At 42.7% G+C, this 14,745-nt stretch carries 12 protein-coding genes; 6 read left to right on the top strand and 6 right to left on the bottom strand.

Features of this window, described 5'->3' with window-relative positions; genetic code table 11:
* Nucleotides 1–12 precede the first annotated feature (12 nt).
* Together M5U24_RS03125 and M5U24_RS03120 are read left to right on the top strand one after the other, a co-directional pair.
* Complete coding sequence (locus tag M5U24_RS03125) at nt 13–441, top strand: YcfL family protein (protein ID WP_099325275.1); 429 nt, start codon at nt 13–15, stop codon at nt 439–441.
* Nucleotides 442–459: 18 nt separating this feature from the next.
* Nucleotides 460–1,053 (top strand): penicillin-binding protein activator LpoB, encoded by a 594-nt coding sequence (locus tag M5U24_RS03120; protein WP_099325276.1) that lies wholly within the window; start codon nt 460–462, stop codon nt 1,051–1,053.
* Nucleotides 1,054–1,123: 70 nt separating this feature from the next.
* Here the strand turns inward: M5U24_RS03120 and M5U24_RS03115 are convergent, their stop codons facing one another.
* The 5 genes from M5U24_RS03115 to M5U24_RS03095 all read right to left on the bottom strand — a co-directional run bounded on the left by M5U24_RS03115 (nt 1,124) and on the right by M5U24_RS03095 (nt 6,402).
* Complete coding sequence (locus M5U24_RS03115; RefSeq protein ID WP_230405713.1) at nt 1,124–2,455, bottom strand: sigma-54 dependent transcriptional regulator; 1,332 nt, start codon at nt 2,453–2,455, stop codon at nt 1,124–1,126.
* Nucleotides 2,456–2,612: 157 nt separating this feature from the next.
* The gene (locus M5U24_RS03110; protein WP_099325278.1) at nt 2,613–3,752 is read right to left on the bottom strand and encodes an ATP-binding protein; all 1,140 of its coding nucleotides are present in this window, start codon (nt 3,750–3,752) and stop codon (nt 2,613–2,615) included.
* Between the two features lie 104 nt (nt 3,753–3,856).
* Nucleotides 3,857–4,426 (bottom strand): pyruvate kinase alpha/beta domain-containing protein, encoded by a 570-nt coding sequence (locus M5U24_RS03105; protein ID WP_099325279.1) that lies wholly within the window; start codon nt 4,424–4,426, stop codon nt 3,857–3,859.
* A 1-nt stretch (nt 4,427) separates the two neighbouring features.
* Nucleotides 4,428–5,237 carry a molybdopterin-synthase adenylyltransferase MoeB gene (gene moeB / locus M5U24_RS03100; protein ID WP_099325280.1) on the bottom strand — a complete coding sequence of 270 codons (810 nt, stop codon included), beginning with the start codon at nt 5,235–5,237 and terminating at the stop codon, nt 4,428–4,430.
* Nucleotides 5,238–5,529: 292 nt separating this feature from the next.
* Complete coding sequence (locus M5U24_RS03095; RefSeq protein WP_099325281.1) at nt 5,530–6,402, bottom strand: DUF362 domain-containing protein; 873 nt, start codon at nt 6,400–6,402, stop codon at nt 5,530–5,532.
* Nucleotides 6,403–6,634: 232 nt separating this feature from the next.
* Here M5U24_RS03095 and M5U24_RS03090 point away from each other — a divergent pair, with 232 nt between their 5' ends.
* The 4 genes from M5U24_RS03090 to ftcD all read left to right on the top strand — a co-directional run bounded on the left by M5U24_RS03090 (nt 6,635) and on the right by ftcD (nt 14,251).
* Complete coding sequence (locus M5U24_RS03090) at nt 6,635–8,305, top strand: SHOCT domain-containing protein (RefSeq protein ID WP_164994300.1); 1,671 nt, start codon at nt 6,635–6,637, stop codon at nt 8,303–8,305.
* Between the two features lie 667 nt (nt 8,306–8,972).
* A complete protein-coding gene (locus M5U24_RS03085) occupies nt 8,973–10,529 on the top strand; it encodes a hypothetical protein (RefSeq protein WP_099323647.1) in 1,557 nt (518 codons plus the stop codon).
* A gap of 870 nt (nt 10,530–11,399) precedes the next feature.
* The gene (locus M5U24_RS03080) at nt 11,400–13,157 is read left to right on the top strand and encodes a DUF1349 domain-containing protein (protein WP_099325284.1); all 1,758 of its coding nucleotides are present in this window, start codon (nt 11,400–11,402) and stop codon (nt 13,155–13,157) included.
* 83 nt (nt 13,158–13,240) lie between these two features.
* Nucleotides 13,241–14,251 carry a glutamate formimidoyltransferase gene (ftcD, locus tag M5U24_RS03075; RefSeq protein ID WP_099325285.1) on the top strand — a complete coding sequence of 337 codons (1,011 nt, stop codon included), beginning with the start codon at nt 13,241–13,243 and terminating at the stop codon, nt 14,249–14,251.
* A 77-nt stretch (nt 14,252–14,328) separates the two neighbouring features.
* Here ftcD and M5U24_RS03070 read toward each other — a convergent pair whose 3' ends face one another.
* Nucleotides 14,329–14,586: a glutaredoxin domain-containing protein gene (locus M5U24_RS03070; protein WP_157820523.1), complete on the bottom strand. Its 258-nt coding sequence runs from the start codon at nt 14,584–14,586 to the stop codon at nt 14,329–14,331.
* Nucleotides 14,587–14,745 lie beyond the last annotated feature (159 nt).

Below are 14,745 nucleotides of genomic sequence, written 5' to 3'. Positions count from 1 at the left end.
AAAGGAGGCAGCATGAAAAATATTACACTATTATTAGCAGGGATGTTTATTGGCATAACCTTTTTTTCTTCATGCACCACAGTTAACACCGTGGAGCGTGAAGAGCCTGTAGGAACAAAGCAGGTGGTTACTGACAAACGTGTTATTACCGATGCTACGCTTAATAAAAAGGTCAGCATCGTTGGATTGAACGAAGCCGTAACGCCGGGTGGATTTCTTCAACTGCAGATAGAAATACTTAACAGAAAAAATTCCATGCAGGAATTTACTTACAAAATAGAATGGTTCGATGAGAATGGTATGCGTGTGGATACACCTGCATCTGTATGGGTTCCAAGACAAATAGAGGGGCAAGAGACACTTTCTATTACTGCGACAGCGCCGAAACAGACTGCGCGTGATTTTCGTGTGAAATTTATGGAAAACGTCAGGGATAATTAAGAGAAGAAAGGATACAAGATGAAATTACCGTTAACCGTAGTTGTGTTGCCTGCAGTAGCATCTTTATTTTTTGCCGGTTGTTCTACCCATACAAGATATGTTGAGACCGGAGGCCCGCGTACCATCGTCACTACTGATATAAACATTCAGGACTTTTCGTATGCGGCGGAGGAAATGATTAATTCGCTTCTGGCGTCGGGTGCGTTGGATACTGCACCAATCCAGCCGGCAATGCTTGCGATAAGCCGCATTACAAACAATACTACTCAACAGATTGATACTGACCTGTTAATAAAAAAGATCAGGGTTGCGCTGAATATAAGTGGAAAGGCGCTGACAACTACTACAATCGGATTGGGTGGCATAGCCGAAGACCCTCTGGCGCAAGGCATACAACAGGAGAAAGAATTTTATAGCGACAAAACAGAGCCGCAGCGCATGCCGGATTTCTCGCTTTCAGGCAAGATCATTGAAAAACGTGAACGGCAAAATGACATAAGACAAGTAACTTATACCTTTCAACTTTCCCTCACGAATAACGCAGGCCTTGCCGTATGGGAAGATGAAAAGGAACTCTCAAAACAAAGCAAAAAAGGCGTTATTGGATGGTAGTTTTGCCTGCCGGAATTGTGCATAAATATGACTATCCTTGTGGGATGTGGATGGGATGTGTCCCCTATGCTTATATCTTGTATTTGTTGAGTTTATTGTAGAGACTTGCACGGGAGATTTTTAGTATTTTTGCGGTTTTTTCCTTATCGGCGTCATTGGCTTCTAATGTATTTATGATTATCTGGCGTTCGGTCTGTTCCAATAATTCCTGAAGCGGTTTTCCGGACAGGCCGGGGCGCGTCCCCATTTTTTCCTGATATAAGGGAACGTCTTCGGGGGTGATTCTGTTCTTTTTGCAGAGAATTACCGCGCGTTCAATTACATTTTCAAGTTCGCGGATGTTTCCGGGCCACGCATATGACGTGAGTATATTTAGTGTATCGCGGGAAAACCCTTCCACGGTTTTCCGGTTTTTCTTGTTGTGTATAGCTAGAAAATGGGCGGCAAGCAGAGGGATATCTTCTGTTCGTTCTCTTAATGGCGGTAGAAATATCCGTATTACATTAAGCCGGTAAAACAGATCGCTGCGGAAAAGTCCCTTTTCAACGCAACCCTCAAGATCGGCATTCGTAGCGGCAATGATGCGCACATCAACTTTTATGGATTCATCGCTACCTACCGCTTCAAATTCACTATCCTGCAGGACTCTCAGCAGCTTTGCCTGAACGGCAAGGGAGATATTACCTATTTCATCAAGGAAGATAGTGCCATGGTCTGCTTTTCTGAAACGCCCAACCCGGTCTTTCGTCGCACCGGTAAAAGCGCCTTTTTCGTGTCCGAAAAGTTCGCTTTCCAGCAAGGTTTCCGTTAAAGAGGAACAATCTACCTTGACGAAGCGGTGGTTATTTCTGGCGCTGTTATAATGTATTGCCTTTGCCACCAGTTCTTTTCCGGTGCCCGTTTCGCCCTGGATGAGTATGTTTGCTTCCGTGCCTGAGACATGGGAGATAATATCGTATATTTTTTTAATTTTAGGGCTTTCTCCGATGATATTGCCAAAGGTGTATTTTTCTCCAAGTTCAGACCGTAATCGGTCTACCTCTCCTTCGAGGCGTTGCATTTGCAGTATTTTTTCTATCACCAGAACAAGTTCATCGCGTTTAAAAGGTTTTGTTATGTAATCAGACGCCCCGTGCTTCATTGCTTCTACGGCGCTTGAGACGGTGCCGTAACTGGTCATTACAATCACATCAATAGCGGAATTGATCTGTTTGATTTTTGAGAGCAGTTGTATGCCGTCCATTTCCGGCATAACAAAATCCGTGAGGACAATGGCATACTCCGGATCTTTTGAAATCCTTTCTATGGCATCAGCGCCATTTGTAACGGCGTCCGCTGCATATCCTTTGCTTTTCAGGAGTTCCGTACACATTTCTCCCAATGCCGGGTCATCATCTACCACTAATATTTTTTTCAGAGTATGACTCCCTTATAAAAACCTACTACAGTTATTAGTTATTAGTCATTGGTCAACCGCCGACTGCCGACTGTAGATTGCCGACGGCAGAAGGGACAATTAAATCTTTTGCCAAAAAATGTAAAAAACAACTTTTAAGCTACTATTTGCAGGGGAGTGAGATAATAAATTTTGTCCCCTTGTCTGTATTGTTATCAAGGCGTATCGTGCCGTTATGTGCGGAAATTATGTCCTTACAAATTGACAAACCAAGACCGGTGCCTTTTCCCTGTTCTTTTGTGGTGAAAAATGGTTCGAAAATACGTTTATGATATTTTTCGGGGATGCCTGTACCATTATCTTCAAATACAATTTCCACGGATTTTTCTGCATTGTTCATCCTCGTTTTGATAAACAGGTCTCCGCCATTGGGTAAGGCGTCCACTGAATTATTTACAAGGTTTAAAATAACCTGTTGGATTTGATTTCCTTCTACCAATAAAGGGGGCAACTGTTTGTCAAATGCCCTGCGGATGTTTATTTTATGGATTTTTAAACGATGTTCCACCAGCGCCAGGATAGTAGTTATTAACGTATTTATATGATATTCCTTTTTCTCACTATCGGACTTTCTGGAAAAAATTAATAGATTTCGTGTTGCCTTCTGGCACCTGGCGATTTGGTCGGAGATGGTTTTGATTTTGCCGAGAGCTTTTTCATCATGAACTTCCTCCAATAACAACTCACAATACCCGGAGATGGTAGCAAGGGGTGTATCTAGTTCATGAGCTAGGCTGGAGGCGAGGAGTCCTATTGAAGCCATTTTTTCCGCCTGCAAAAGCTGGTTTTGCAGAGATTTGAGTTCTTCGTACGCATGACGAAGTTCGCGTATTCTTTTGCCCAATTCCAAACGCTGTTCTTCCCGTTCTTTTTCCAGCATTTTTTTTTCGGTGATATCCATAAAGATTTCTACCGCAAATTCAACCTGGCCATGTTTGTTTGGTATTGGGAATACAAAATGTTCAATGCAGCGATTTTTTCCGGCAGCGTTGTTCTCCCAGTTTATCCTTTGGTGGGGTTTGCCGTCTTCAAAGACTTTTGGAGTTACGCAATTCTCACAGAGTGCATTTTTGTTCCATAATTGTTCATAACATTTTTTCCCGACAATGGATTGGCGTGTTTTCCGGAGTTTCTTTGTTACCGCGTCGTTGACAAACAATATATTGTACTCTTTGTCGATTATATTGATATATGCGCGAATACCATCAATGGCTGCTTGTAGAAAATTCCCGGATACTTCCAACTTTATTTCCTCCAGACATTAGAAAGGTTCGCATCGGAGTTAAGGTAGAGAAGCACGGTCGTGCGTCTCTACATTTTGGTATGGAAAAAGGGCGCCGGGGTGGATTAACAACGTGGCTTCGCCAGGATTTCAAGTACTTTTACATCGAGGAACCTCTTTGAGGCGGCAGATTTTATTATACATACGGTATCTGCGCCCCTTATTGTGCCGGCAACCGCAACCACTTCTTCCCGTTCGGGGATGAGTCCCGCATCGCATGCCTCCATAACAATTTCGCAGCAAACCTTTAATCCTTCGCCCAGTCTTCGTAACGATTGTGCAACGATCATCGCCGGATAAAGTCCGTTAAATTTTTGCGAAAAAGCGGTTTCTATTGAGTGTGTAAGGATGGTGCCTGTGTAGATTTTGCCTCCCAGGGCTACGATTTGATCCCGGTTTTCAGGAAGCAATTCCTGATGATTGGGTTCCTGAAAACCGGCTGAATGAGTTACAACTACAAGGTTTACCTCTTTACCGTGCAGTTTCTTTGCCATTGCAACGCCAGTCTCACCGACGGAAGTGGCAACAACAACGTGTTTATATCCTTCAGAGACAGATGATGCGGCTATTTCTATGCATTCCTCTGTATTTTCTCTTCCCGGTTTTTCAAAATAGAAGATGTTCTTTTTCAACATGTTAAGTGTTTATTTGGCAGAATTCTTCATAATCGATAAGTTCCTTGATCGTAGCTTTATCGCTGCATACCGGGCAATTGGGATTTTTCCGGACATTCACCTTTTTGAATTCCATGTTTAAGGAATCATATATTAGTAGCTTGCCTTTTAATAACTGTCCTTTTCCCAGAATGAGTTTGATTGCTTCTGTCGCCTGGAGGGTGCCAATGACGCCTGCCAATATCCCCAATACTCCAGCTTCTTTGCAAGAAGGCACTAAGCCCGGAGGCGGTGGCTCTTCATAAAGACAGCGGTAACAAGGCCCGTCAAATGGCAGAATGGTGGTTACTTGTCCTTCAAAGCGGAAAATGGAGCCGTGCGAAAGCGGTTTTCTGAGAAAAACGCAGGCATCGTTCACGAGATATCTGGTGGGAAAGTTATCGGCGCCGTCAAGTATTACGTCATAATCTTTAATAATATCAAGGATATTGCCGGAAGTTAACCGTTCGGTATAAGGAATGACTTCTACATCGGGATTTAATGCCTCAAGGGTCTCTTTCGCCGAAATAGCCTTGGAGCGCCCGACGTCTTTTGCAGAATGTAATATCTGGCGTTGCAGGTTTGAATAATCAACACAATCACCATCGGCAATTCCGATTTTTCCAACGCCGGCGGCGGCAAGATAAAATGCGGCAGGAGAGCCAAGGCCGCCCGCACCTACCAGAAACACCCTGGCATTCAATAACTTCTGCTGGCCTTTGCCTCCGACTTCGGGGAGAATAATGTGACGGGAATATCGTTCTATTTGTTCTTCAGTAAATGATAATGACATGCTTTTTTCCTAACCTATTTGCCAAGTTGTTAATTATCTGTAGAAAAAAGGCCATGTACCATAACATGGCCCGCTTTGTATCCACTGAGCTTTACAAGGCTTAAATATCTTTTGAGAAAAAATGATAACAAATGCTATTGAGCAAATCAATACATTTTAGAGAACGTGCATTTTGCGTAACATCTCAATAAATTGAGGTTTTTATAATAATTTCCACAATCCACAATCTGCCAACTGCCAACTGCTGGCAAGCGAAAGCCATTAAATAGAGACAACGTTTATTTTTGAGAGATCATCTGTTCCCAATCCGGGCATGGCAGCAGTGGAGATATATTTTGGCTCCCTGCGAGCTTGCTGTAAAGAGGGAAGTTTCATCTTTTTTCTCTGAGCTTCGATAATAGTATGGCATATCCTGTCGAAAGCGACAGGGTCCCTTCCTACAATAATGCCGTTGTAATTCCATGTCCATTGAGGCTTGTAACCGGGGGCCTCCGTTGTATTGCGCCAGTATGACGTCACAAACAATAAACCTGACCTTGTTTACGATATAGGGATGGCTGTTCAGTTCTGCAATATAGGGATTGCAATTGTTGGTGTGGTATTTGTTCGGATTGTGCATTGCTCCAAAAAAATTCTTCATGGCAACGCTAATGCCTGCCAGGGCATGGTCTTTCAGGACGAGAACGTTAATGATGGCGGTACACATTTTAGAGACTATTTTGTTGAAACATGTTCCCACTCTTCCGGCTATCTGGGGTTCGGAGTCGTAACCGCCCTGCGGTAATTCGTCAGTACCAAAACATTGCACGCCTTTGGTTGCACGCCTCACCCGAAACCCTGCCGCTTCAAGTTCCCTGTTATACCGTTCAAATACAATGATGTTTACATCCTTCACTCCGGCAAATTTGAGTCTATGGAAAATGGCATCTACTATTGCTACATGCGACGACATAATACGGCCGAAAGGACAGTTTAGTTTGATGCCTACAATATCGTATGGACGAAAAAGCCTCTGCCATGCATGCTCTTTTGAGGCAGAGCCTGCCAGCTGCATAACTGCTGTATGCAGGAGATTTGTTATTTTTGATTCTTTTACGTTTCCATTGTCAGCAACAACGGCATCATCCCGCCCGATAACTACATCGGGAAGAACTGCAGGTTGCATATCATTTCCATGGGCAAAGTGTGCTGAACAATGTTTCAGGTATTTTGCCAGGATTGAAGTGGCGCAAAACCTCCTTCCATTAGCAATGCTTTTTTAAGAAATAATCTTCTTTCAATGCTTTTTACAGACATTTTACTTTCCCTTAAATAATTTTCAGGTAATATTCATACTTATGACAATTTATAGCAAATGCTTCGCCCCTATACTAAATATTGTACTAAACATAGCGATAATGGCATACATAAAAAGAACCCCCTTTTCCCTTTCACTTCTCGTCCTCTTATTCGTCGGCATTGGCTGCACGACCGTTAAGTATTATCCGTCAAACTTTGTAGAATCACTGAAGCATCCCACTAAATTCCCGGATATTTTCGATTTTAGTGTGCAAAATATTGAGGATGTCGTGGAAAAGAACCCTCTTCTGGAAGGTGAAGATGTAAAAATTACCGATGTTGGTGAGAATAGAAATTCCAGCATGCATGTGCTTCAATTGCGTGAAAATACCGAATATTCCTCACATTACCACAAACGCCATGATGAAGTTATTTATGTGAAAAAGGGCAACGCTATTGCGATACTTGACGGTACGAGATACATGGTAAAATCGGGGTCCATTTTGCAGATTCCCAGCAAAACGGTACACAAATTTGTGAATACCGGCGATGAAGCATTTATGGCTATTTCAATTTTTTCTCCGCCTTTTGATGGTAGGGATCAGAAATTTACACAAAAAGAGAAAAAGACAGACCGGGGGGCAAAAGAAGAAAAACGGCTTGCAGGTGTTACTGCAAAGAAAATAAAGGAAGAAGTTGAAGTCTCATCAGAGGAAGGCACAGAGAAAGAAATTATCGAAGAAACGGAGAAAGTTGCGACAGCAGAGGAAGGTATGAAAGAAAAAGCTGCTTTGCCCTTGTCCGATGTTCGGGATTTTCAAACAAAAAAAGAAGGTACTGCTTCATACGATTATCTAACGTTAAAAGAGAGGGGTAAAAAAAAGGCAAAAAATGCAGAGTCTGTTGAGCCTCCAGAAGTGGACATCGTAAGTTTGCATGAAAAACTTACCCGCCTTTTGAAGTTAAAAGAAGAAGGGATTATCTCCGCCGATGAATATGAAAAAAAGAAAGATGCACTGATCATGGGTGGAGAGAAATATACCTTTGCAGAACCAGAGAATTTGCCGAAAAGAGACTTGCCCCAAAAAGACGCTGCGCTCTTAAAAAAGGTTGATGAATATGCACAACTACCGGAAGATACATACCGTTTACCCAATGCACCATTAGATAAGCATACCGATATTGAAGAGACCTATTATAAGGAAGAGCCGTATACGCAACCGGGAGGGGAACAACGACAGGGAGGGGAGGGTTATGAGGGAACTTCAGCGATTGAGACATTGCCAACGGATCATAAGTTAAGGCTATTGCATGAAATGCTATCGGAAGGCCTGATTTCAGCAGAAGATTTTGAAATAAAAAAGAGGGAGTTGGTACTTAAAACAGAAGAAAAGACCTTTCCGATTCCTCCTCCACCAGGCGCTGACAGAGAAGAAAAGCTTAGCGCCCTTAAAGAATTATATAAAGAGGGGTTGATAACGGAGGAAGATTACCGGCATAAGTATAATGAATTAAGCGTGAAAGAGGAATCAGGGTCTTTTGCCTTTGATGAGAACCCCTATAATGAAAAAGTAAGCGAGCTGGAAGGGTTATATAATGACAGGCTTATTACAGAAGAAGATTACCGGTTCAAATACAAGGAATTAACAGGTAGGGATGTTTTTACCTCTGATATTATTGATAAAGATGTTAACAATGAAAAATTATCAGAACTTCGTGAATTGATGGAACAAGGAATCATTACCAAAGAAGACTATGAAGCCAAAAAAGCCCAATTGACAAGCAATTGACCATATTTTACCCATCGACGCGCCTCTTATCCCGCAAACGCACCAATGAGCGTTCCCACTCATGGCTTGTTCAAGTTTGCAACTTGAACCTCACGTTTTATATTGTTCCTGCCTGCTGGCAGGGGGATTTTGTCATTAAATATAGTCAAACAAGTCAGGTTTTTGAAACTTAAACCGGCAAATGCAGGCGATTCGCACTACATTTTTAGAAAATCAGAAGCTTTGTAACACTTTAGTTTTTTGAAAAATTCCCGGGATAGGAAAAATACCATGTAGCCCCGTCAGGGGCGGTCTGTTTGTAGCGCAATAAAATTCAATAAGGTAAATAGCTCCGTAGGAGCGGCCTGTCCATATTCAGGCAGACCTGTTTAATATGGATTTACAAGAGACAGGTCGCTCCTAACGGAGCTAATATCTGTTATAATATCCTATTTTGCTACAAACAGGCTGCTCCTACGGAGCTTATAGGTAATACGTTTTTCAAAAGACTAAAATGTTACGAAGCTTTTGGCTATACATATCGCAGCAAAGCCGTAACCAAAAAGGATTTAACCACAAAGGGCCTAGCGCGGCCTTTGGCCGCAACCAAAAAGGTGATTTTTAGTTTATTATAAAGTATAGTAGTATCCTCGTAAATAGTAATCAGACAATTTGGAGGACACTACTTATGAATAAGTTGATGGAATTATATCGAGACAGGATCGTGGGTGCAATAAGCGGTCTGGACAGGATTCGTTTTCGCGGGACATTGCGGTGGTTGGCCAGTGAGCGTGGGATGGGAACATTCATGAACCAAGCGAGAATTCTGCTTAAGGATTTTTCCGGTTGGGTCAATGGGCTTACGGCACAGGTGCGAGACAGTTGTGAATCGCGGGCGAAAGATTTGGGTATCGAGGTGCGGTATTTGATGAGCAGCGGTGTTGATAAGGAGAAGTTGGCTCGCCAGATCGCGGCGGATAAGAGGATTACGGAAGGTTCCATCTGCCTGTTGAGTGTGGTAGAGCCTTGTATTGCGCCGATGGTCAAGGGCAACAAGGCCAGCAAGAAGCTCGAGTTGGTAATGGCGCCCCGCAAGTGTGTCTTTGTGTATCATTATTTTAACGATCCAGTGTTTGGTTTTGGTCATGTTCGTATCCAGAGTTGGGCGCCGTTTAATATTTTCATTTGTCTCAATGGTCGTCATTGGCTGGAGCGGCAACTTCAGAAGCAAGGTATTGATTATGTTAAGGACGGCAACTGTTTTGTGCGTATAGAGGATATTGCGGCTGCGCAGGTTCTGCTCCATGAGCAGCTTAAGACTGACTGGGCGAAGCTGCTGAACGGGCTTGCGTTGGGCAGTTGCCCGGCATTGTCGCAGATTCTTCGTCCGTTGGAACCGGAGTATTACTGGTCTGCGGATGAGACGGAGTGGGCGACGGACATCATGTTTAAATCGGTTGAGGCATTGGAGGAGTTGTTTCCATCGTTTGTTCATCATGCGATGCGGGTTTGCGACAGTTCTTCGGTGATGAAGTATTTGGGTAGGCGTAACCTTGCAGGCGCTGCCCCTGATGAGGTTATCAGCGACTATCGAAGACGCTATGAAGGTATACGGGTCAAGCACAGTGTGAATTATAATTCAGTGAAGATGTATAACAAGAGCGGTAGTCTCTTGCGTATTGAGACAACGATCAATAATACGCGGGACTTTAAGGTCTTTCGGAGTCCCAATGATGATGAAGGCAAACCGGCGTCATGGCAGAAGATGCGTAAGGGCGTAAGCGATCTTCATCGACGGTGTGAGGTGAGCCAACAATGCAATGATCGTTATGGGGATGCTTTGGCGGCGGCTCAGGTAGAGGAGAAACTGAAAGAAGTGGTGAGCAGCGCTTGTAACAAGGTTGTCAAAGAGGGCAAGAGGTATCGAGGTTTGAATCCCTGGCAGCAGGATGATTACCAGATGCTGATGTTCCTGTCCAAAGGCGAAAACGCGATAAATGGATTCCGCAACCATGATTTGCGTAAGTGGCTTTACCGGGAATCCGAACAATCCGGCAAGGATCAGCAAAAGAAATATTCCGGACGAACGACCCGACGGATAAAGATGCTGCGGGCACACGGTCTAATCCGCAAAGTTCCGAGGGCCAACCGCTATGTTTTGACGGAGAAAGGCCAGAAGTTCTCTTGTTCACTGATGACCGCTTCAGCCCTTGATATTAAAGCACTTACGGAAATGGCGGCATGAAAAACACGCATAAAAAACAAGAAATTGATGGATAGTAGTACAAAGAAAAACTTACGAAAAAAAAGGTAACAATTTAGTCTTTTGAAAAATTCCAATAATAGCGATGTTTGCCGCATAATGTAGGGGCGAAGCATTTGCTGTAAATTGTCATAAATACATTCATACCCAAACGGGCAAATGCTTCGCCCCTGGTTTTTCAAAAAACTAAAGCGTTACAACCCGACAGAACCCATCAATAAGTATTTCCCGCTAAAACGTTGTAACTCCTAATTAGGAAACCTGTTTCCGGCGTACATCTTTCTGGCATACATTTCGCTCATTTATCACACCTGACGTCTGTTTAAATTGAGTTACCTATCCTGCCAATACTTTTGCGTTTGATATTTTATTGCGAATAAAATATATATATCCCGAAAAATATCAATGTGAAGCGATTCTTCTTTGTTTTTGGCCGTACGAAAAAGCGGTAAGTTACAGACCAATACATTGAAGGCGTCATTGGTGCATATAGCGTAATAATTGGTGGAAATCATTTAGGAAACTGGCTGAAATCTTACGTTCGCTTCATGTGCATTTTATTTTTTGAAAGGAGAGTTTGTATTTTTTTATGAGAGATTTGTATTCGATCTTTAAAACAATGTAACGGTGTAAGCATAAGGTGAATAGCATGGCGTATTTGTTATAACATGCTTCTTTATTCAGCTTATGCGGTAAAATGGCAAGGGAAAATGTTGAATGCGCGGCACACTTGATTTTTCTGGAATTTGCAGTAACAGTGATAATTGTGAAGAAATATCATTGTATTTGGGGAATTTGTAATCAAGAGCAGAAACCAATATTGTATATTTAAGAAAGGGGGACAAGCAAGTGATGAAAAAACTGACATTAGTATTGTATATTTTTTTTATTGGCCTCATAAGTTTTCTGTTTATAGAGGGAACAAAGGTTCATGCAAGTGCACTGTTTGAGGATGAATTTGATGGGAAATCTCTGGAAAATTCATGGATTATATTACGTGAAAATCAAAGTGATATTAGTCTTACCGAAAGCCCGGGGCATTTAAGGATTATATCCAAGGCTGAAGACTTGTGGCAAATAAATGTTAACAACAAGATTAAACTCCTTCGCCGTGGACCACATGGCGATTTTGAAATAGTCGCCAGGTTAACGTATGATCCCAAAGAAAAGTTTCAGCAGGCAGGAATAATCCTATACGAGGATGAGGAAAACTATGTAATGCTCACCCGCCAAAAAGATGACGCACAGCACGTCGTAATGAGCAGGTCTGTTTCTAAAACGGAAGGTGCGAAATCTGCCGCCACATCATTGACAACGTTGTATTTAAAATTAACAAAGTCCGGGGAAAGTATTTCCGGCGCTTTCAGCACGAATGGAGAAACATGGACGACCGTAGATCACATTTCCGGCTTACATTTTAAACATCCGCAGGTCGGCTTGGTAGGTTTTAACGCTCAACAAAAAACCACGGCCAATGCGGACTTTGATTTTTTTAAGATAAGTGCAATAGGCGGAGGGGTTGCTTCTGCAGTGGAGGAATTGCTCGAAGTAAATAAATACAACAAATCCATTCACGTTATGGCAATGTTGATGGTAGGTTTCGGATTTTTAATGGTCTACGTAAAAAGATATGGCTGGGGGGCTGCTACCGCCACCTATATTGCCGTGAGTTTTGTTATTCCTTACTACATGTACTTAAAATCAAAGGGGCTATTCGGAGAGGTAGCGGAATTTCAAATAGACCGTTTAATCCTCGCGGAATTCTGTGCGGCGTCCATGCTTATTGCAATGGGGGCATATTTGGGAAGATTAAAAATGTCTCAGTATATTATTGCGGCATTGTTGTTTGTTCCTTCCTATATGCTTAACGAATGGATTATGTTAGACGATGGAATGGGTTTGATACCAAAGGGGAAGCTCATTGATACGGGCGGGTCGATAGTTATCCATCAGTTTGGTGCATATTTTGGATTGGGCGTAATAATAAGGATGACCACAAAGGAAGACTTCTCGAAAGGTATTGAGTCCGATAAGATAAGCAATCAGTATTCGATGCTTGGAAGTATGGTGCTGTGGATATTCTGGCCATCGTTTTGTGCGGCAGCCGCCGAGGCGTCACAAATGGTTACTGCGGCGATAAACACTATTCTTTCCTTATGTGCCGCAACAATTTCTACTTATCTTGCGACAACGTTGATTCGAAAGAAAATCGTTATTGAAGATATGGCAAATGCCGCACTTGCCGGCGGTGTGGCTATCGGTTCTTCTTGTGCTCATACAACGCCAAGGGCAGCGCTGATGTTAGGTTTCATAGCCGGTATTTTGAGTGTCATTGGCTTTGCACTCATACAACCACGGCTTCAGAAAATGATTAAGGGTATTGATACCTGCGGCGTTCATAACCTTCATGGTATGCCTGGTATATTGGGTGGTCTGGCAGCAATTTTTATGGCAGGCAGCGCAGTGCCGGGATTGCAGATAAAGGGGGTTGTTATAACCTTTGTCGTGGCCATTATTACCGGGCTTGCAAGCGGGACGGTGGTTTCTCTGTTTGGCCACAGAAGAGATTCTTACAATGATGAAGAAGAATTTGTAGTGGAAGCCCACTAAGAGTGCTGCCGGAGAAGATATATTTATATAGACCTCCTGCGTTTAATAAAACGCAAGAGGTCTTTTATTTTTAAGGAAAACATATGAATAAAATAATTGAATGTGTGCCTAATTTTAGCGAAGGAAAAGATCCCCGGAAAGTAGCAAAAATTGCAGATGCGGTTCAAAGGGTTAAGGGGGTGAAATTGCTGAACGTCGAATCTGATCCGGACTATAACCGCACGGTAATTACCTTTGCGGGAGAGCCGGAAGCAGTAAGGGACGCTGCATTTTCTGCAATAGAAACGGCAGCGAACGTTATTGATATGACACTGCAAAAAGGGGAACATCCGCGTATTGGCGCAACAGATGTTTGCCCTTTTGTTCCCGTGGCAAACATTACCATGTCTGAATGCGTTAAAATCGCACATTTATTAGGTAAGGATGTTGGAGAAAGGATTGGTATTCCCGTGTATCTTTACGCGGAGGCGGCAAATGTACCCCGACGTTATTTGCTCCCGGACATACGGAAAGGCGAATATGAAGGCCTTTCAAAAAAAATGAACGATGCGGAATGGCGGCCTGATTACGGCCCTTCAGTATTTAACGACCGTGTGAAAAAAACAGGCGCCACGGTGATTGGCGCGCGGGAATTTTTAATTGCTTACAATGTGAATCTTGATACTGACGATATTTCCGTTGCCAATACTATTTCAGGGATGATCCGGTCTTCGGGGAGAATGAAATTGAATGAAAAAGGGGAAAAGGAGCGTGTTGCCGGTACGCTGAAATTCGTTCAGGCAATGGGCGTGGATTTAAAGGAATACAAAATTACTCAGGTATCCACCAACATCCTGAATTATAAAGTAACCCCGCCGCATGTTGTTTTTGAAGAGATAAAGAAACTTGCAAACGTTTATGGCGTAAACGTCCGTGGCAGCGAGGTTATCGGCCTTATACCAAAAGGCGCTATTATTGAGGCAGGACGTTTTTATTCTTCGGAAGAAAATGAACAAAACCTTGTCAACGTTGCAGTAGAAAAACTGGGATTAAGCCAGCTCAATAAATTTGTACCGGATAAAAAAGTTGTTGAGTATATGCTTGGACTGAATTGATAATTGATACACCGATGGATTTCGCCTGCACAAAAATAGGGATGGGCAGGCCTCTTTCGGCAAAGAGCCTGGAATTATCAGACAAGATATGCGTCGATTTCTTCTTTATTGAAACCATACAATATCTTATCTTCATTAACAACGACAATGGGAAGTTTGTCGAGAGATTCTATGTCATCAGTGCCAACAATTCTTATCGCATCTTTCCTTGCGTCTTCATCCTTGTCTATATCGTAGGAAATGTAATCTGCATTTCTCTTGTTTAAGTATGCAAGCAATTGATTACATTTCGGGCAAAACGGGGTGCAAAATACTTTAAATTTATTTTTAGCCATGTTTTTCTCTCTTTCTTCGTAAAAGGACATTCTATTTGTTACACCCTATAACGGTCTGCGTTTTCGTACAGGATGCTTTTACAAGTCAAGTTAAAATTCAAGCATAAACAAGGTTATCCGTCAACGAAAAAACCCTATTCGCCTCAATTGTTTATGAAC

The organism is Candidatus Kuenenia sp. (assembly GCF_027493735.1).
Taxonomy (GTDB): Bacteria; Planctomycetota; Brocadiia; order Brocadiales; family Brocadiaceae; genus Kuenenia; species Kuenenia stuttgartiensis_A.
The sequence above is the reverse complement of the archived record's forward strand: the minus strand, read 5'-3'. Positions and strand labels throughout refer to the sequence as shown.

Bases quoted from the DNA above. Each gene is read 5' to 3' on its own strand.
- M5U24_RS03125 (WP_099325275.1), top strand. From the start codon at position 13: ATGAAAAATATTACACTATTATTAGCAGGGATGTTTATTGGCATAACC.
- M5U24_RS03120 (WP_099325276.1), top strand. From the start codon at position 460: ATGAAATTACCGTTAACCGTAGTTGTGTTGCCTGCAGTAGCATCTTTA.
- M5U24_RS03105 (WP_099325279.1), bottom strand. From the start codon at position 4,426: ATGTTGAAAAAGAACATCTTCTATTTTGAAAAACCGGGAAGAGAAAAT.
- moeB (WP_099325280.1), bottom strand. From the start codon at position 5,237: ATGTCATTATCATTTACTGAAGAACAAATAGAACGATATTCCCGTCAC.
- M5U24_RS03095 (WP_099325281.1), bottom strand. From the start codon at position 6,402: ATGCAACCTGCAGTTCTTCCCGATGTAGTTATCGGGCGGGATGATGCC.
- M5U24_RS03090 (WP_164994300.1), top strand. From the start codon at position 6,635: ATGGCATACATAAAAAGAACCCCCTTTTCCCTTTCACTTCTCGTCCTC.
- M5U24_RS03085 (WP_099323647.1), top strand. From the start codon at position 8,973: ATGAATAAGTTGATGGAATTATATCGAGACAGGATCGTGGGTGCAATA.
- M5U24_RS03080 (WP_099325284.1), top strand. From the start codon at position 11,400: ATGAAAAAACTGACATTAGTATTGTATATTTTTTTTATTGGCCTCATA.
- ftcD (WP_099325285.1), top strand. From the start codon at position 13,241: ATGAATAAAATAATTGAATGTGTGCCTAATTTTAGCGAAGGAAAAGAT.
- M5U24_RS03070 (WP_157820523.1), bottom strand. From the start codon at position 14,586: ATGGCTAAAAATAAATTTAAAGTATTTTGCACCCCGTTTTGCCCGAAA.